The organism is Tessaracoccus sp. SD287, from assembly GCF_017355265.1.
GTDB lineage: Bacteria > Actinomycetota > Actinomycetes > Propionibacteriales > Propionibacteriaceae > Aestuariimicrobium.
Genome location: NZ_JADIJQ010000046.1, coordinates 1 through 16,805, shown reverse-complemented (window position 1 = coordinate 16,805; position 16,805 = coordinate 1). Strand labels below are relative to the sequence as shown.

At 67.8% G+C, this 16,805-nt stretch carries 16 protein-coding genes, 4 tRNA genes and 1 riboswitch; of the genes, 11 read left to right on the top strand and 9 right to left on the bottom strand.

Annotation, left to right across the window (positions count from 1 at the left end):
* The first annotated feature begins 85 nt into the window (after positions 1–85).
* Positions 86–168, top strand: a tRNA-Ser gene (locus tag IPV09_RS13300).
* A gap of 1 nt (position 169) precedes the next feature.
* Positions 170–619 (top strand): hypothetical protein, encoded by a 450-nt coding sequence (locus IPV09_RS13295; protein ID WP_207475747.1) that lies wholly within the window; start codon positions 170–172, stop codon positions 617–619.
* Between the two features lie 19 nt (positions 620–638).
* On the opposite strand, the gene IPV09_RS13290 is transcribed toward IPV09_RS13295, so the two are convergent.
* Complete coding sequence (locus IPV09_RS13290; protein ID WP_207475746.1) at positions 639–2,384, bottom strand: LCP family protein; 1,746 nt, start codon at positions 2,382–2,384, stop codon at positions 639–641.
* A 224-nt stretch (positions 2,385–2,608) separates the two neighbouring features.
* Here IPV09_RS13290 and IPV09_RS13285 point away from each other — a divergent pair.
* Together IPV09_RS13285 and IPV09_RS13280 are read left to right on the top strand one after the other, a co-directional pair.
* Positions 2,609–2,697: transfer RNA gene (locus IPV09_RS13285), tRNA-Ser, on the top strand.
* A 144-nt stretch (positions 2,698–2,841) separates the two neighbouring features.
* A riboswitch (glycine riboswitch) is annotated at positions 2,842–2,929 on the top strand.
* A gap of 143 nt (positions 2,930–3,072) precedes the next feature.
* Entirely contained in the window at positions 3,073–4,074 is a 1,002-nt protein-coding gene (locus tag IPV09_RS13280; protein WP_207475745.1) for a DMT family transporter, read from the top strand.
* A gap of 124 nt (positions 4,075–4,198) precedes the next feature.
* On the opposite strand, the gene IPV09_RS13275 is transcribed toward IPV09_RS13280, so the two are convergent.
* On the bottom strand, positions 4,199–6,052 hold the full coding sequence (locus IPV09_RS13275; protein ID WP_207475744.1) for a phosphoenolpyruvate carboxykinase (GTP): 1,854 nt from the start codon (positions 6,050–6,052) through the stop codon (positions 4,199–4,201).
* Between the two features lie 179 nt (positions 6,053–6,231).
* Here IPV09_RS13275 and IPV09_RS13270 point away from each other — a divergent pair.
* The 3 genes from IPV09_RS13270 to IPV09_RS13260 all read left to right on the top strand — a co-directional run bounded on the left by IPV09_RS13270 (position 6,232) and on the right by IPV09_RS13260 (position 8,391).
* A tRNA-Arg gene (locus IPV09_RS13270) sits at positions 6,232–6,307 on the top strand.
* Between the two features lie 220 nt (positions 6,308–6,527).
* Positions 6,528–7,646, top strand: coding sequence for a glycerate kinase (locus tag IPV09_RS13265; protein WP_207475743.1), 1,119 nt, complete (start codon positions 6,528–6,530; stop codon positions 7,644–7,646).
* A 187-nt stretch (positions 7,647–7,833) separates the two neighbouring features.
* Complete coding sequence (locus IPV09_RS13260) at positions 7,834–8,391, top strand: hypothetical protein (RefSeq protein WP_207475742.1); 558 nt, start codon at positions 7,834–7,836, stop codon at positions 8,389–8,391.
* Positions 8,392–8,400: 9 nt separating this feature from the next.
* Here IPV09_RS13260 and IPV09_RS13255 read toward each other — a convergent pair whose 3' ends face one another.
* A complete protein-coding gene (locus IPV09_RS13255) occupies positions 8,401–10,173 on the bottom strand; it encodes an alpha-amylase family glycosyl hydrolase (protein WP_242681622.1) in 1,773 nt (590 codons plus the stop codon).
* A gap of 84 nt (positions 10,174–10,257) precedes the next feature.
* Here IPV09_RS13255 and IPV09_RS13250 point away from each other — a divergent pair, with 84 nt between their 5' ends.
* A complete protein-coding gene (locus IPV09_RS13250; protein ID WP_207475740.1) occupies positions 10,258–11,178 on the top strand; it encodes a 1,4-dihydroxy-2-naphthoyl-CoA synthase in 921 nt (306 codons plus the stop codon).
* Positions 11,179–11,224: 46 nt separating this feature from the next.
* Here IPV09_RS13250 and IPV09_RS13245 read toward each other — a convergent pair whose 3' ends face one another.
* The 4 genes from IPV09_RS13245 to upp form a co-directional block, all read right to left on the bottom strand.
* Positions 11,225–11,731, bottom strand: coding sequence for a hypothetical protein (locus IPV09_RS13245; protein ID WP_207475739.1), 507 nt, complete (start codon positions 11,729–11,731; stop codon positions 11,225–11,227).
* A 92-nt stretch (positions 11,732–11,823) separates the two neighbouring features.
* Complete coding sequence (locus IPV09_RS13240) at positions 11,824–12,204, bottom strand: tetratricopeptide repeat protein (protein ID WP_207475738.1); 381 nt, start codon at positions 12,202–12,204, stop codon at positions 11,824–11,826.
* Between the two features lie 48 nt (positions 12,205–12,252).
* Positions 12,253–12,942, bottom strand: a complete 690-nt coding sequence (locus IPV09_RS13235; protein WP_207475737.1) for a GNAT family N-acetyltransferase — start codon at positions 12,940–12,942, stop codon at positions 12,253–12,255.
* Positions 12,939–13,565, bottom strand: coding sequence for a uracil phosphoribosyltransferase (upp, locus tag IPV09_RS13230; protein WP_207475748.1), 627 nt, complete (start codon positions 13,563–13,565; stop codon positions 12,939–12,941). Before upp ends, IPV09_RS13235 begins: the two co-directional genes overlap by 4 nt.
* Before the next feature lie 169 nt (positions 13,566–13,734).
* On the opposite strand from upp, the gene IPV09_RS13225 reads away from it, so the two are divergent.
* From IPV09_RS13225 to IPV09_RS13215, 3 genes are all read left to right on the top strand, one after another.
* Positions 13,735–14,433: a tRNA adenosine deaminase-associated protein gene (locus IPV09_RS13225; RefSeq protein WP_207475736.1), complete on the top strand. Its 699-nt coding sequence runs from the start codon at positions 13,735–13,737 to the stop codon at positions 14,431–14,433.
* A gap of 17 nt (positions 14,434–14,450) precedes the next feature.
* Positions 14,451–14,900 carry a nucleoside deaminase gene (locus IPV09_RS13220; RefSeq protein WP_207475735.1) on the top strand — a complete coding sequence of 150 codons (450 nt, stop codon included), beginning with the start codon at positions 14,451–14,453 and terminating at the stop codon, positions 14,898–14,900.
* A gap of 185 nt (positions 14,901–15,085) precedes the next feature.
* Complete coding sequence (locus tag IPV09_RS13215; protein WP_207475734.1) at positions 15,086–16,288, top strand: IS481 family transposase; 1,203 nt, start codon at positions 15,086–15,088, stop codon at positions 16,286–16,288.
* A 54-nt stretch (positions 16,289–16,342) separates the two neighbouring features.
* On the opposite strand, the gene IPV09_RS13210 is transcribed toward IPV09_RS13215, so the two are convergent.
* A tRNA-Ser gene (locus IPV09_RS13210) sits at positions 16,343–16,430 on the bottom strand.
* Positions 16,431–16,515: 85 nt separating this feature from the next.
* A partial coding sequence (locus tag IPV09_RS13205) for a hypothetical protein (protein WP_207475733.1) occupies positions 16,516–16,805 on the bottom strand: 290 nt, incomplete at its 5' end.

Genomic DNA, 16,805 nt, shown 5'->3' with positions numbered 1-16,805 from the left:
CCCAGCCTGCCACGCCCGGTGGGCCGCTCGAGCGCCGCAGGTCGCATCGAGTAGCATGGTCCGGCCGGGGCGAACTTCCCCCGATGGCGAGGTCGCATAGTGGACTAGTGCAGCCGCCTTGAAAGCGGCCGAGGGCAACCTCCGTGGGTTCGAATCCCACCCTCGCCGCGTGAAGACCTACACGCTCAAGCCGCGGCTGCCGCTGCGGGCCTTCGTCGTTGCCGCGGCAACGTCAGTGGTGGGCGCCCTGCTGGCGGTCCTGGCTGGTGCCAACCGATGGCACGTCTCGGTACTGATCGTCGGACTCGTGCTGGTGTTGGCCGGCGTCGCCCTGGTGGCAGCCGCACTGGTCTCGCTGCGCACCATGAAGACCGTGGTCGAGGTCGACGACGACGGCTTCCACGTCCGGGGGCCGGGCGTCGACAAGCGTGCTGACTGGACCGACGTGACCCGGGTCGCCGTCGCCGACGAGGGTGCCCGGCTGATCTTCAGCCACGGCGAAGTCGAGCGGACCCACCTCTGGTGCCCCGGGGGAGCCACCGATCCGCAGTTCCAGGCGCTCACCCGGGACCTGGTCGGCTACCTCGACAGGAGTCGCGGCTACCGCAACATCGTCTGAAGCACGGCCTCGCCGCGGCTCACTTCGGGTTGTAGGCGCAGGCGTCGTTCAGGTTCTCGATCGGCTTGGGGGTGGGGGTGCCGGTGCTGCCCGGGGTCTGGTCGGGATCGGTCGACGTGGGTGATGGCGAGGTCAGCGTGGACGGGTCCAGCGGCGTCGACTGACCGGTCGGTGTCGCCTCCGGTGTCGGGGTGACCAGGGGCATGGTGGGTGCGGTGCCGCCGAGTTCCTCGATGGCATCGGCGACCCGGCGCTGCATCATCGCGAAGTCCGGGCCGTAGGTGACGTAGCCGTTCTGGCCGTGGACGAACAGCACCCGGCGCATCTCGCCGTCCTTCACCCGCGCCGACAGGTCGACCAGGTGGGGCAGCATGTCGGAGGGGATGTCGGTGGTGACGGCGTTGCCGCCGGCGCGGGCGATCGCCTCGTAGCGGGTGAGCAGCGTCTGCGGGTCGGCCTGGTTCACCACGGCCTTGATCACGCACGACTGGCGGCTCATCCTGTCGAAGTCGGTGGACTGCAGCCGGCTGCGGGCGTACCACATGGCGTTGTACCCGGACAGCTTCTGCGACGGGCCCGGCTCGAGGTAGCCGACCGGTCGTCGTCCCGAGGAGTCCCCACCGATGGGCAGCCGTTCGTTCACGTTGAGGGTGACCCCACCCATGGCATCGATGAGACCCACCAGCCCGTCGATGTTGAGCGCCACGAAGTAGTCGATCTTGAGTCCCACCGCGCCCTCGAGACCGAGCTTCAGCGCATCGGCCCCGGGGTAGTCGGTGCCGACGAACAGGTCTGGATGCTCCGCTGGCACGTGCGCCCAGATCGCGTTGGCGAAGTAGGCGGCGTTGTCCCCGTGGCCGTCGGTGTAGCCGTCCGGGTAGAGCGAGGCGAGCTTCGAGCCGGGGGCGAACGGGGTCTTCGCCATGTTGCGGGGCACCTGGACGAGCACCATGTCCCCGGTCTGGGTGTCGATCGAAGCGACCATCATCGTGTCGGTGGACACGTCGGTGTCGGCGTATTCACGCTCGGAGGAGTTGTCCAGACCGACCAACAGGATGTTCAGGCGGGGGTGGTTCTTCCAGACCTCGTCGGAGGACGTGTCGGTGTTGATCGTCGGCCGGGTGCCCGACTTCTTGGTGTCGTTCTTCCCAAAGACGTCCTGGACGAGGTTGGCCTGGTCCCAGGAGTAGCGGGCGGCCACCGCGAGCGGGGTGGCGACGACAAAGGCCAGGGCGCTGACGACCAGGGCGCCCACGGCACGCTGCGCCGAGGTCAGGGTGCGCGGGCGGGTGAGCAGGTGGGTGCCGACGATGAGGGTGACCCACAGCACCGCCACCACGACCAGTCCCACGCACAACGCCAGCAGGTCATTGGTGCGGGCGGCGATCTTCGCGGCCTCGAAGGGATCGCCCATCACGTAGAGGCCGGCCGCGACCAGGAACGCCAGCAGCAGGCCGAACAGGACGATTCCCCAGCGGCGCATCCGGGTGGGCCACAACCCCAGTCCGGGCAGGAACGCGCCCAGGGTCGTCCATCCCAGTGCCCTGGTGAAGGGATGCACTCGACGGCCCGCGGCCGGCGCTGCTGCCGGGGCGGCGTCCTGGGCGGCGGGGAGGGGCCGGATGACGGTGGGTTCGTCGGCGCCGTCGTCCTCGACCGTGCTGGGGTGCGAGTCAGGGTCGTCGATGGCTCGACGAGGCCGCGAGCTGGGACGGAAGTAGGCGTCATAGCCGTCCCCCGGGGGGACCTGATGGTCCTCGCTCATGGCGTCTCCTGAGTCGTCTGCCAGTCGACCGGCGTCGAGGCGGTGGCGCCGCATCACGCCCGCGGCCTGCTCCAATGATAAGAACACATCGCAACAGGAGCGAACTGCGCGCCGCCGACGGGCAGCCGCGCCGAGCGCGGGAAGTGCTTTTGCCGTACCTCACGCCCACCGGTAAGGTGGTGGGCTGTTGGTGGCATGGGGACTCCTGTCCCACCAGTGCACGAGGAGGCGTCGCCTAGTACGGTCCATGGCGCCCGCCTGCTAAGCGGGAGTGGTCACAAGCCACACGCGGGTTCAAATCCCGCCGCCTCCGCGTTGGTGTCGCGCAGACATCCTGAACGCCCGAGCCATCAGGTTCGGGCGTTCCGCATTCCCGCCGCCGATGCGCGTCGACGTGGACCGATTCGGAGCAACCGGGCCCGCGATGCGACAATGGGGCAACAACTGAACACGCCATTGAACCGCAGCGGGAGAGATCCGCATGAGCGGACGCCGAAGGAGCAACCCCCCGGGAAACTCTCAGGCTCCGGTACCGCCGTGGTGAGGCTCCTCTGGAAAGCGTCCCTGGTGGCGCACCGACGGTGTAATCGGGCCCCGGCCCGCGAAAACTCTCAGGTCAGATGACAGAGCGGGGACGTCCTGACGTCCGGCACCCCGTTTTCGGGTGCCATCCCCCGAGGAGTCCGTCGTGTCCCTGGTTCTTGATTCGCGTGTTGTTGAAGCTGGTGCCCACGCACCTGCCCCCGTCGAGGTCCCCACCGCCCCGGCCACGTCCCTGATGTCGCGCCGGGTCGGCGTCATTGCCATTCTCGTCTCCGCGGCGGGGATGAGCCTGTCTGGCCTGTTCGCCCGGATGGCCACCCCGGCCGGGGCCGCCACCGGCGAGGCGCTGACGCTGGGCAGGATGCTCGTCGGTGCCGTCGGCATGATGGTGATCCTGGTGCTGGGTGGACGTCTGGGGCAGTTGCGCACGGTCCGGCTCAGCCGCTCGGTGGTGCTGGGTGGGGTGTTCCTGGGACTGTCGCTGGCCACCTACCTGTCGGCCACCGTCCTCACCGACCTGTCCCGCGCCGTGGTGCTGCACTACCTGGGCCCGATCCTGTCGACCGTGCTGGCGCGGTGTGTGCTCAAGGAACGCGTCTCGGGCTCTGATGCCCTGTCCCTGGGCGGCAGCTTCGTCGGCATGATGCTGGCCGCCGGTCTGGTCGGCGGCACCGACTTCGGCCCGACCACCCGTGATGACACCCTCGGCATGGCCCTGGCGACTGCCTCCGGCGTCTTCTACGGGGCCGCCCTGCTGAGCTACCGGTACCGCAACGACATGCCCTCGGACGTGCGCAGCTTCTGGAACTTCGCCTTTGGTGCGGTGGCCACCCTGGGCATGGTGGTCCTGGTGCGTCCCGACCTGTCCGGCATGACGCCCACCCACTGGGCCTGGGCAGGCGGATTCTTCCTGGTCTCGGGCCTGCTGGCGCTGGGCCTGCTGGTGGTGGCCGGCAAGCACCTGCGGTCTGCCGAACTGTCGGGGCTGTCCTTCACCGAGGTCGTGATGGCGACCATGGTCGGTGCGATCGTCTACTCCGAGCCGTTCAGCCCGCTGATGCTGGTGGGCGTGGTCATCATCGTGGTGGCGGCCATCGTCCCGCTGGTCACCGGGGCAGCCACGGACCGGGCCGCGGTCCACTCCTGACCGACGGCGCTGACCGACAGCGCTGACCGACGACAGTGGCGAGTCGGCCCCCGAACTCGGGGTGGACGACTCGCCACTGATGTCAGCGCAGGACCGGCCAGACCGGTGTCGCGGCGGACCAGGCTCAGGCCAGGGCGCGGTTGAGCTGCTCGAGCTGCTCGTACAGCGCCGCCGGCACCTTGTCCCCGAGGCTGTCGAACCACTCCTTGATGCGGGGTGCCTCCGCCCTCCACTCCTCGGGGGAGTAGGCGGCGACGGCCTTCAACGTCTCGTGGTCGAGGTCGAGTCCCTCGATGTCGAACTCCTCGGCCAGGGGCAGCAGACCGATAGGGGTCTCCTCGACGCCGGCGCGGCCCTCAAGACGGTCGATGATCCACTTCACGACGCGGCTGTTCTCACCGAAGCCCGGCCACATGAAGTTGCCCTCGGCGTCCTTGCGGAACCAGTTCACGTAGAAGATCGCGGGCATCTTGTCCCCGCCACGCTCACCCATGTCCAGCCAGTGCTGCAGGTAGTCGCCGACGTGGTAGCCCATGAACGGCAGCATCGCCATCGGGTCGCGACGCAGCACGCCCACCTTGCCGGTGGCCGCCGCGGTGGTCTCCGACGAGCAGGTGGCGCCCATGAAGACGCCATTGGCCCAGTCGCGTGACTGCATCACCAGCGGGATCGTGTCGGCACGTCGACCACCGAAGATGATCGCGTCCAGGGGAACCCCCTGCGGGTTGTCGTAGTCGGGCGAGACGCTGGGACCCTGACCGATCGGGGTGCAGAAGCGGCTGTTGGGGTGGGCAGCCTTCTCGCCGGGCTGGCCGCCCTCGGGGCCGCCCTCCGGGGTCCAGGAGCGCCCCAGCCAGTCGGTCAGGTGCGCAGGCTTCTGCTTGGTCATGCCCTCCCACCAGACAGATCCGTCGTCGGTGAGCGCGACATTGGTGAAGATGTTGTTGCCCTTGGCGATGGTGGCCATCGCGTGGGGGTTGGTCTCCTCACCGGTGCCCGGAGCCACGCCGAAGAACCCGTTCTCGGGGTTGGTCGCGTACAGGCGGCCGTCCTCCCCGAAACGCAACCAGGCGATGTCGTCACCGATCGTTTCGACCTTCCAACCGGGAATGGTGGGGTCGAGCATGGCCAGGTTGGTCTTGCCGCAGGCGCTCGGGAAGGCGGCGCTGAGGTGGTACTGCTTGCCCTCGGGGCTGGTCACCTTGATGATCAGCATGTGCTCGGCCATCCAGCCCTCGTCGCGACCCATCGCCGAGGCGATCCGCAACGAGTAGCACTTCTTGCCGAGCAGCGAGTTGCCGCCGTAGCCGGAGCCGTAGCTCCAGATCGTGCGCTCCTCGGGGAAGTGGGTGATGTACTTCGTGTCGCTGCACGGCCAGGGCACGTCCGGGGTGCCCTCGGGCAGTGGGTAGCCGACCGAGTGCAGCGCCGGGACGAAGTCGGCGTCACGACGGATCATTTCGGCCAGGGCTGCATCGCCCATGCGGGTCATCACGTTCATGGACAGCACGACGTAGGCCGAGTCAGAGATCTCGACACCGAACTTGGCGTCCGGGGCCGCCAGGGGGCCCATGCAGAACGGCATCACGTACATCGTGCGGCCCTCCATGCACCCGTCGTAGAGCTCGGTCATGACCTTCTTCATCTCGGCGGGCGCCATCCAGTTGTTGGTGGGGCCGGCGTCGGCCTCGTCGGTCGAGCAGATGTAGGTCTGGCCCTCGACGCGGGCGACGTCATTGGGGTCGGTCACCGAGTAGATCGAGTTGGGCATCAGCTCGTCGTTCAGGCGGACGACGGTGCCGGCGGCGACGAGTTCGTCAACCAGCTCGGCGTACTCCTCGGGCGAGCCATCGCAGTATCGGATGGCTGCCGGCTTGGTCAGTTCGGCGACTTCGTTGACCCACTCGACCAGGCGAGGAAAAGTGGGGATGGTGCCGATGACAGGGGCGGTGGAAGGGTGCGGTGCGACGGTGGTCATTGGATCTCCTGACACATCTTTGTGGGTTCTCCGCCGGAATCTCGTCTGGTTGAGATGTCCTGGGATCACCATATCTCTTGACGTCGAGAATTCCGAGTCGGGTCGATCGGGTCCGGTCAGCGCGATTTTGCCTCCGCCGGGCTCTCGTAGTAATCTCATCTCTTGGCAACACGCCGACTGCGCTCGTGGCTCAACGGATAGAGCATCTGACTACGGATCAGAAGGTTGGGGGTTCGAATCCCTCCGAGCGCGCCACATACTCGCCCCCTGGCACCGCGAACACGGTGACGGGGGGCTTGTGTCGTCCTCGGCGGCGAGCGCGGCGCGGGGCTGTCGAGGACGCGTCGAGCCCCGCGGCGAACTCTCATCGCCCGAGACGCGAAGTATGGGAATTCTCACACCCAGGAGGCCCCCGGGAGTGCTGCGCGACGGGCCCATCCTGCGGCAGGCAGGCGCACGTGGTTGACTCTCAGACATGACCCTGCGTGTCGTCGTGGCCCCCGACAGTTTCAAGGAATCCCTGCCGGCGGCCACCGCTGCGGCCGCCATTCGTCGGGGGGTGCTGGCCGCCCGACCGGACGCCACCGTCACCCTGGTGCCGGTCTCCGACGGTGGTGAAGGTCTGCTGGGGGTGGTGGTCGACGAGCAGATGATCACCCACCACACCGTCGTCCGCAATGCCCTCGGCGAGCCGATCGAGGCCCCATGGCTGCAGTCGGGGGCCCGGGCAATCATCGAGGTGGCCACGGTGGTGGGCCTGGCCGACATCCCGGCTGCCCAGCGCAACGTCATGGCCGCCGACACCAGGGGCGTGGGCAGCCTGATCCGGGCCGCACTGGACGCCGGCTGCGTGCAGATCGTCCTTGGCCTGGGCGGGACGGCCACGAATGACGGTGGCGCCGGCATGCTCACCACCCTGGGGGCCAGGTTCCTCGACGCCGCCGGTCTTGTCCTGGAACCGACCCCGGAGAAGCTGGCCGGACTGCACCAGATCGATCTGACCAATCTTGACCCGCGCCTGGCCCACGTCCAGCTGGTGATGGCCAGTGACGTCACCTCGCCGCTGGTCGGACCGTCCGGGGCCTCGGCGACCTTCGGCCCGCAGAAGGGCGCCAGTCCCGAACAGGTCGACCGTCTCGACCAGTTGCTGTCCAACCTCGCCTTCCTGGTCGAGGTCCAGCAGGACCAGTCGGTGTCCGCCATGCCCGGGGCCGGTGCTGCCGGTGGGCTCGGCTGGGCGCTGCTCGTGCTGGGGGCCAGCCCCCGTCCCGGGTTCGAGATGGTCGCCGAATTGGTGGGCCTCGAACCGGCTCTGGCTGCCGCCGACCTGGTCATCACCGGTGAGGGCTCCTTCGACGAGCAGTCATTGCAGGGCAAGGTCGTCGCCGGCATCGCGACAATGGCCAGACGCCACGAGACGCCCTGCCACGTGCTGGCGGGTCGGGTCACCGGTATCGACCAGCCGACCCTGGTAGAGCATGGCATTGCCAGCGCCACCGCCATCACCCCGAGCGGCACCCCGCTCGAGGTCGCCCTGGCCGAGGCGGAGCAGAACCTGCAGCGGGCCGCCGAGGTTCTCGTCCGGGGTCTGTGAGTCGTCCGGTCAGTTCGGAGCAGGGGAGCGGCGGGCCACCCCAGCCGACATCCACGGCCAGCCCCGCCGCCTGCAGCCGGGCACGTGAACGCCTGCGGCTCGAATCTGCCGTTGGGTGACCGCCTGGAATGGCACCATGGAACGGTTGCGGCCCGACCCCAGGACCGCCCGACGCCCTGGAGGGCCCGTGTACCTGCCCCGTTTCTTCATCAAGCAGCGCCTGACGTTGACCGTGAACCGCTACGACATCCTCGCCGCCAATCCCGACGGCTCCATGGGACAGCTGATGGCCACGGCCGAACAGAAGCGGTTCGCCTTCAAGGAGCAGGTGACCTTCTTCGCCGATGAGCAGCGCACCCGCCCCGTCTTCGGGTTCAAGGCGCGCAAGGTGCTGGACCTGAACTCCGGCTATGACGTCTACGACGAGTACAACCAGCCCATCGGGTTCTTCAAGAAGGACTTCGGCGCCAGTCTGCTGCGCACCACCTTCCACGTCGAGGGTCCGGGCTTCGCCGGCTCCGGACAGGAACGCAGCCAGGTAGTTGCGCTGCTGACGCGCTTTGCGGACATCCCCTTCCTGCCGATCCACTTCGACTACAAGGACGTCAACGGGGCACAGCTGTTCAGCATCGACCGCCAGGGCAGCATCCGGGACAAGTACACCGTCGACGTCGCCGACCAGCGCATCGACTTCCGGTTCGCCGCGGCCGTCGGCGTGGGCATGGACGCCCTGTTGCAGCGCTGAGCCCCCCGGTCAGGCGCGGGTGTAGACCAGCACCCCGTACGGCGCGATGTCGACGCCCGCGCTGGCCGGAAGCCCGTCCTGCGGTGCACCATCAGAGACCACGTCGAGACTCAGGGTGTCGCTGAAGATGTCGGAGTAGATCTTCGAGTCCGAGTTCAGGCGCAGCTTCCACTCGTGCGAGCCGGGCATGCCGATGCGGTAGCCGGTCCACAGCTTGTTCTGCAGGTTCACCACCACCACGGTGTCGTCGTCGGGCCCTCCGTCCATCCAGCGGTGGAAGGCGAAGACCTTGTTGTCGGGGTGGGCGTGCAGCACCTGGGTGTGCTGACCCATCAGTCCCCGGCTGACCCCGGAGGCGTTCAGCCGCAGCCGGATCAGGTCGCGGTACAGGCGGGCGATGCCGTGGTACTCGTCCATCAGGTCCCAGTCCAGCGGCACGTCGTCGCGGAACCACTCACCCTCCAGGAACTCCTGGCCCTGGAAGAGCATGGGCACCCCCGGGGAGGTCAGCACCAGTGCCGCGCCCAGGGTCGAACGCTTCTGGGCGAACCAGCCGCCGGTGTCATCGGGGTTGATCTCTTCGACCACCCGCGCCTTGCCGTTGGCCACCTCGTCGTGTGACTCGGTGTAGATCACCCGGGCGAAGGCGTCGCCGTAGCTGTAGGTGATGGCATTGCGGACCGACTCGACGTCCCGGTCATGGTCGTTGATATGGGTGATGGCTGCCCTGATCGGGTGGACGAAGTGGGTGTCCCACTGGGCGCTGAACCCGGCTCCGTCCTCGTCGGTGGAGGTCACCGCGTGCACCCCGTGCAGGTCCTCTGCGATCAGGAGCGCATTCGGGTACTCGCGGCGCACCTCGTCGTTGACCCAGCGGCTCAGCGACCAGCCCTCGGGGATCTCCCAGCCGGAGCCGTTCACCGACCGCATGTAGGGGGTCATGTCCTGGCGCAGCCCCTGGACGTGGTAGTCGCGCATCCACATCAGGGCGTTGTCGCGGATGAACTGGCGCACCTCGGGGCGCCCGTAGTCGGGACGGGTGTCGCCCCAGGGTGTCGAGGAGCGCCAGTCGTTGTAGAAGTAGATGCCGCCCTTGCCGTTCTCACCCCACCCGTCGAACTGCCACAGGTCGAGGTCGCTGGGACCGAAGTGGTTGTAGACCACGTCGACGACGACCGAGATGCCGCGCTTGTGGGCCTCGCGGACCAGCAGTTTCAGCGCGTCCGGGCCCCCGTAGCTCGACTCCACGGCAAAGATGTGGGCCGGGTTGTAGCCCCAGGAGTAGTCGCCGGCGAACTCCATCACCGGCATCAGTTCGATGCAGTTCACGCCCAACCTGTCCAGGTGCGCCAACCCCTGCAGGACGTCCTCGAGGGTGCCGACGCCACCATCGGGGGCCATGAAGGTGCCGGCGTGCATCTCGTAGATGACCAGGTTGTTGTGGTGCGGGGTCTCGAAGTCGTCGTCCTGCCAGTCAAAGGCACTGTGGTCGACGATCACGCCATTGCCCACCGAGTTGGTGACCTGCTGGGCGTAGGGGTCGATGCGGAACAGTTCGAGGTCGCCATTGGTCAGGCGGAACTGGTACTCGTGGCCCGCGGCGGCACCCTCGACGAAGCCGTACCAGTAGCCGGTGTCGCCCTCCGGGGTGAGCGGGTCACGGGTCGGCTCCCACTGGTTGAAGTCGCCCACGACGTGGACCGAGTCGGCATTCGGTGCCCAGACGCGGAACCCCGCCCCTGCGGCGTCCAGAATCGCGCCCATGCCTGCCAGGTTGCCCATCATGCTCCTCGAGGTAGTGGCCACGAACCGACGACCGGCCGTCCGCGTGGTCTGCGCTCAGTCTGCCGCATTAGGCTCAGCCCCATGAGCACTGCTGAATCCAACCCGTTCACGCCCGACCTGTGGGACGAGGTGCCCGGGTTCGGGTTCACCGACATCACCTATCACCGGGCCAAGCACGTGCCGGCGGTGCGGATCGCCTTTGACCGTCCCGAGGTGCGCAATGCGTTCCGCCCGCACACCGTCGACGAACTCAGCCAGGCCCTGGAGCATGCCCGGATGGCCGCCGACGTCGGCTGCGTGCTGCTGACCGGGAACGGGCCCTCGACCAAGGACGGCGGTTGGGCCTTCTGCTCCGGTGGGGACCAGCGGATCCGTGGCCGCTCGGGCTACCAGTACGCCGACGGGGAGACCGCCGACACCGTGGACGCCCGCCGTGCGGCCGCAGAGGGCGGGCGTCTGCACATCCTGGAGGTGCAACGCCAGATCCGGTTCATGCCCAAGGTGGTGATCGCCCTGGTCAACGGCTGGGCTGCCGGTGGCGGACATTCGCTGCACGTGGTCGCTGACCTGACCCTGGCCAGCGCCGAACACGCCAGGTTCAAGCAGACCGACGCCGACGTCGGCTCCTTCGACGCCGGCTACGGGTCGGCCTACCTGGCCCGCCAGGTGGGACAGAAGTTCGCCCGCGAGATCTTCTTCCTCGGCGACGTGCACGATGCTGCCGATGCGCACCGGATGGGCATGGTCAACAAGGTCGTCCCCCATGCCGATCTGGAGAATGTCGGCCTGGAGTGGGCCGCCAAGATCTGCGGCAAGTCCCCGACGGCCCAACGCATGCTGAAGTTCGCGTTCAATGCCGTCGACGACGGGCTGGTGGGCCAGCAGGTGTTCGCCGGCGAGACGACCCGGCTGGCGTACATGACCGACGAGGCCGTCGAGGGACGCGACTCGTTCCTGGAGAAGCGGGCACCGGACTGGTCGGCGTTCCCCTACTACTACTGAGGCCTACTTACTGAGGCGGGACGCGAGGAAGAAGGGCGGACACCCCTCACTCGATGGCGCAGGTCTCCTTGGGGGTGCCGAGCTTGCCCCTCAGGGCACGGGTCATCTCGGGTGTTCCGCGGATCGTCCAGTTGCTGCCGTCGAGGTGGCAGAAATCAGGGTTCAGCGCGAACGGGGCGCGCTGGCCCTGCTCCTGGCGCTTGGTGTCAGAGCCCCAGATGGTCAGTCGCCCGTCCTTGCCGCAGGTCATCGTGGCGAAACCGACGTCGGTCAGGCTCTTGGTGGTGGCGTCCTGGTCGGCTGCCGAGCCGGCGTCGCATTCCCAGCCCGATGCGTTGACGGTGGTGGCCAACTGCTGCAGCGAGGTGAATCCATCGGTGACGGGGTCGGGGGCCGGATCGGGGGAGTCGGTGCAGCCCAGGGCCAGCAGCAGCGCGGCGCAGATGAGGGCAGCGGGGCGTTTCAGGGTGATCTCGTGCTTCATGGCGACCTCGTCCACGCGTAGGAGTCGTCCCAGTGTCCACCCGCGGTCACCAGCCGTCCATACCTGCATCAGTTGAGGCCACCTGCCGCGGTTGAACCGCGGCAGGTGCGCCGAACTGTCGCAGGAACGCCGAACTGAACCAGTGTGCCTCAGGGCTACCCTCAGACCTCGGCGCCCAGGGCTCGCGCCCGCGCCATCACCAGGGCGGCCTCGTCACGGCGGGACTGGCGCTCCAGCGATCGTCCGAGCAGCAGGGCGGCGTAGGCCTCGGTGGGGTGGTCGGCCAGGATCTGTCGACAGGTTTCCTCGGCCCGGGTCAGGTGCGCGGCGTGGTACTGGGCGCGGGCCAGCAGCAGGCGGGCGTCGAGCAGCCCGTGTCGCACGTCCAGGTCATCGGAAACCTCGGCGATGAGCGCCTGCAGTTCACGGGCCGCCTCGCGGTACTTCTTCTGCGCGAACAGGCCCTCCGCCCAGCGGAAGCGGCCGTAGGGGTCGCCGGTCCAGTCGAGGGCAAGGCTGCTGATGACGTCGGGGTTGAACATGTTTCCTCCTGTGCCACGCTCAACGTCATACCCCTGCGGGGTATTCCTTCAGGAGGCTTCGGCGGAGTTGCCGGGGCTGCCGTCCAGGCCGAGGTAGCGCCGCAGCGGTTCCAGCCCCTCGACGAGCAGCGGTTCGTCCGGACGCACCAGTGTCTGTGGCGTCAACCGGAACATCACCTCCTCGACCTCACCGAACTGCCCCCGGGGAACAGGACGGCTGCCGATGCGCTGGTAGCCGGTCTTCTCGCTGACCCGCGCGCTGGCAGGGTTGTCGATGAAGGCCTCCGACAGCATCTGCTCGGCCCCCAGGTGGTCAATCGCAAAGGTGCAGAAGACCTGCCGCATCAGGGTGCCGATGCCGCGTCCGTGCGCCGAGCGGCCCAACCAGGATCCCGTCGAGATCGACCGGTCGGTGCGGAACTTCTCGCCCTTGCCCTCCTGGACACCGACCAGCTCGCCCTCGTACTCGACGGCCAGGGCAAGGATCCAGGAGTCGGCCGTGAACAGGTTACGGTTGTTCCACGCCCATTTCGCGTAGTTGATGGCCAGGTACTGCGGCGGGACGGCCGTCCAGTCGAAGGCCAGTGGACTGGCCGACGGGTCCTGGTCGTGGACGCCGGCGCGGGCCACCTCGACCAGAGGCATGATCAACTCGTCGGTGATGCCGCGCAGCACCAGGGGTCCGCAGGTGACGCGCAGCCCGAACGGGGGAAAGACCTCGGCCAGCGAGTGGCTCATTCTGCCAGGCCGTAGATGCGGTCGCCCGCGTCCCCCAGGCCCGGCACGATGTAGCCCCGCTCGTTGAGGCGCTCGTCCACGGCCGCCACCACCAGGGTGATGGGCACGCCCAGCTCGTTGGCCAGTCGGGTGAAGGTCTCGATGCCCTCGGGCGCGGCGAGCAGACAGATGCAGGTGATGTGGTCGGCGCCGCGGTCGACCAGGAACTTCACCGTGCCGCCCAACGACCCGCCGGTGGCCAGCATCGGGTCGAGCACGTAGCACTGGCGCCCGGACAGGTCCTTGGGCAGGCGCTCGGCGTAGGTGACCGGCTGCAGGGTCTCCTCGTTGCGGGCCATGCCGACGAAGCCGACCTCAGCCGTGGGAATCAGGCGCATCATGCCCTCGAGCATGCCCAGACCAGCGCGCAGGATCGGCACGACGAGCGGGGTCGGCTTGACCAACCGGGTGCCCACCGTGGGGGCGACGGGGGTCTCAAGGTTCCACGGCTCGGTACGGACCTCACGGGTGCCCTCGTAGGCAAGCAGCGTCATCAGTTCGTCGACGAGCTGCCGGAAGGTCGTGCTCGGGGTGTCCCGGCACCGCAGCAGCGACAGCTTGTGAGCGACCAGCGGGTGATCAATGACGCGTAGTTCCACGGTGACACTCTGCCACACGCGTTCCCCGCCGACAGCGACGGTGCGGGCATCGGCCGTCGGCCGGGAGTGGGCATCAACCCGCTGACCCAAACCCGGCCGGGCATGGCAAGATGACCCTTGTGGCTGGAGGCCCCCGCCCAAGAGGGAGGACGTGATGGCTGGCGAAGACATCGAGAGCATCGACGCTCGGGACGCGCGGGACCACGACTCCCTGTTGGCTGACGACGACATCGTCGCGTTCGACGAGGACGATGACGACGACACCGAAGACATCGACGAGGACCTCGAGGATGACGAGGACGACGACGATGATGAGGATGACGACGACGAGGATGACGACGAGGACGACGACTTCATCGAGGACGCCACCGATGAGGACATCGACCTGGTCATTGCCGCCTACCGCGAGGACGGTGAGCCCGTCGTCCAGAGCCTGTCGAACGACCTCGCGAACGACCTGGACGAGTTGATCACCCAACTGCGCCGCCTGCCGGGGGACACCGGTGCCATCGGGGCCGTGTCGATCGCCGGGGAGTTCTTCGTGCTGGTGCGCGTGCGGGGACGCAATGTCGAGGTGCTGCTGAGCGACTCGTTCTCGGCCAACGACTGGCCCATCGCCCACGACGTCGCGGAGTACCTCGGGGTGGAGGCACCTGACGAGGAGGACGACTCCGAGGCGCTCGGTGACCTGGCGATCTTTGCCGACCTCGGGCTGTCCGAGATGGACATGGAGAGCTTCGCCGACGAGACCGATGACGCCGACGCGGACGAGGTCGTCGCCGAGATCTTCGACCGCCTGAAGTTCGGCGTCCAGTTCAAGCGTGCGCTGGAGTCGGGACGGAGCGACCGCTGAGTCGCTGGGACCACGCCATGCGGGTCGCCATCGAGGCGGCCCGCCTGGCACCCGAGCACGGTGATGTCCCCATCGGATGCGTGGTCCTCGGGCCCGACGGCGAACCCCTCGCCAGTGCCTGCAACGAACGCGAACTCACCGGCGACCCGACCGCGCATGCCGAGGTGCTGGCCCTGCGTCGCGCCGCCGAGGTGCTGGGCAGCTGGCGGCTGGAGGGGTGCACGTTGGTGGTCACCCTGGAGCCCTGCACCATGTGCGCCGGCGCGATCGTGTTGAGCCGCATCCAGCGCCTGGTCTTCGCTGCCTTTGACGAGAAGGCCGGCGCGGTCTCGTCGCTGTGGGACGTGGTGCGCGACTCGCGGCTGAACCACCGACCCGAGGTCGTCTCGGGGGTCGGCGGTGACGAGCCCGCCAGGATGCTGCGCGAGTTCTTCGCCGCGCACCGGGACGCCGAGCACCGGGACTGAGAGCCCCCATGTCGTGTCGGGAAACCAGAAGGGCCCCGGTTTCCCGAGGCCCTTCAGATGGCGGTGACGGAGGTGTTCTGGTGCAGGACATCGGAATAGGGTGTCGCGGGTCATCGGCATAGGGTGTCGCGGGTCATCGGCATCGGCGCCGCGGTGTTCTGGCGGGTGGGTCGCGATGCTGACCCATGAGCAAACGACGACTCGTGATCACTGCCGTGCTGGCCGGCCAGTCCCAGGCGCAGGTGGCCCGCCGGTACGGGGTCTCGCAGGGCTGGATCTCCAAGGTGATGGCCCGCTACCGGCTCGAAGGAGAAGCTGCGTTCGAGCCGAGATCACGCCGTCCCAACACCACCCCCGGCGCCACCCCGCCCGAGGTCGTGGGGCTGGTCCTGGCACTGCGGACCAAGCTCACCGCAGCTGGGCTGGATGCTGGGGCCGACACGATCGGCTGGCACCTCCAACACACCCACCGCATCAGCGTGCACCGCTCCACCATCCACCGGATCCTGGTGCGCCACGACCTGGTCGTCCCCGCACCGGGCAAGCGGCCCAAAAACTCCTACCGACACTTCCAGGCCGACCAGCCCAACGAGTGCTGGCAGTCCGACTTCACCCACTACCGCCTCACCCATCCCGACGGCAGACCCGCTGGCGAGGTCGAGATCATCTCCTGGATCGATGACCACTCCCGCTACGCCCTCCGCGTCAGCGCCCACCGCCGCATCACCGCGACCATCGTCGCTGACTCCTTCGAACAGGCCGCCGGCAAGCACCAATACCCCGCCTCGACGCTGACCGACAACGGCATGGTCTACACCGTCCGCCTGGCCGGACAGGGACGCCGAGGAGGGCGCACGAAACTGGAGAGCGAACTGCGTCGGCTGGGGATCACCCAGAAGAACGGCAAACCCAACCATCCCCAGACCCAGGGCAAGGTCGAGAGATTCCAGCAGACGCTGAAGAAGTGGCTGGTCGCCCAACCCCACCAGCCGGCCACCATCACCGCCCTGCAGCAACTCCTCGACGATTTCGTTGATGAGTCCAACCACCGCCGTCCCCATCGGGCCCTGCCACACCAGGCCACCCCCGCCACGATCTACGCCACCGGTCCCAGGGCCACACCGGCCACCGACCCGCCCTCGCAATCCCACGACCGGGTCCGCACCGACAGGATCGACAAGACCGGCGCGGTGACACTGCGGGTCCAGGGGAAACTACGCCACATCGGAGTCGGTCGAACCCACGCCCGAACCCCCGTGAAACTCCTGGTCCACGACCTCGAGGTCACCATCATCCACGCCGCCACCGGCGAGATCCTCCGCGAACTGACCATCAACCCCGACAAGGACTACCAGCCGCTCACCACACCACCCCAGAAAAAGAACTAGCCCGAACCTGCACACTGCAGGTTCGGGCTATTCCGATGTCGTGCGACATCACAATGGCGGTGACGGAGGGATTTGAACCCTCGGTGGCTTGCACCACACTCGCTTTCGAGGCGAGCTCTTTCGGCCGCTCAGACACGTCACCGTGCAGTAGATTAGCGCGGCGACGAGGTCGAAGGCGAATCGGGACAGGAGGGCAGCTCACTGGCCCTGCCGCCGCTGACGAGCAGTCACGACTCCTCGGACTGCCGCCGTGAACTCCGCTGGACCCTCGCTGAGGTATGGCCCGTGGACGAAAAGATGATGGACAGCCCCAGGACGTAGCCGAAGTTGTACCAGCCGCCGCTGTTGTGGATCTCATAGACGCCGACCCGATCGTTGAACAACGAGATGATGAACGTCAGCGGGCAGATCACCCCGTGCCACAGCCCCAGCCAGAACCCCGCCGGGTCAGCCCCTGACCCCGCATACTCATTGGCACCTGCGGCGCACCCGGTGAGGACCAGGGTGATCACCACGC

Bases quoted from the DNA above. Each gene is read 5' to 3' on its own strand.
- IPV09_RS13255 (WP_242681622.1), bottom strand. From the start codon at position 10,173: ATGGGCAACCTGGCAGGCATGGGCGCGATTCTGGACGCCGCAGGGGCG.
- IPV09_RS13245 (WP_207475739.1), bottom strand. From the start codon at position 11,731: ATGCAGGTATGGACGGCTGGTGACCGCGGGTGGACACTGGGACGACTC.
- IPV09_RS13265 (WP_207475743.1), top strand. From the start codon at position 6,528: ATGACCCTGCGTGTCGTCGTGGCCCCCGACAGTTTCAAGGAATCCCTG.
- IPV09_RS13275 (WP_207475744.1), bottom strand. From the start codon at position 6,052: ATGACCACCGTCGCACCGCACCCTTCCACCGCCCCTGTCATCGGCACC.
- IPV09_RS13215 (WP_207475734.1), top strand. From the start codon at position 15,086: ATGAGCAAACGACGACTCGTGATCACTGCCGTGCTGGCCGGCCAGTCC.
- IPV09_RS13235 (WP_207475737.1), bottom strand. From the start codon at position 12,942: ATGAGCCACTCGCTGGCCGAGGTCTTTCCCCCGTTCGGGCTGCGCGTC.
- IPV09_RS13240 (WP_207475738.1), bottom strand. From the start codon at position 12,204: ATGTTCAACCCCGACGTCATCAGCAGCCTTGCCCTCGACTGGACCGGC.
- IPV09_RS13250 (WP_207475740.1), top strand. From the start codon at position 10,258: ATGAGCACTGCTGAATCCAACCCGTTCACGCCCGACCTGTGGGACGAG.
- IPV09_RS13225 (WP_207475736.1), top strand. From the start codon at position 13,735: ATGGCTGGCGAAGACATCGAGAGCATCGACGCTCGGGACGCGCGGGAC.
- IPV09_RS13220 (WP_207475735.1), top strand. From the start codon at position 14,451: ATGCGGGTCGCCATCGAGGCGGCCCGCCTGGCACCCGAGCACGGTGAT.
- IPV09_RS13290 (WP_207475746.1), bottom strand. From the start codon at position 2,384: ATGAGCGAGGACCATCAGGTCCCCCCGGGGGACGGCTATGACGCCTAC.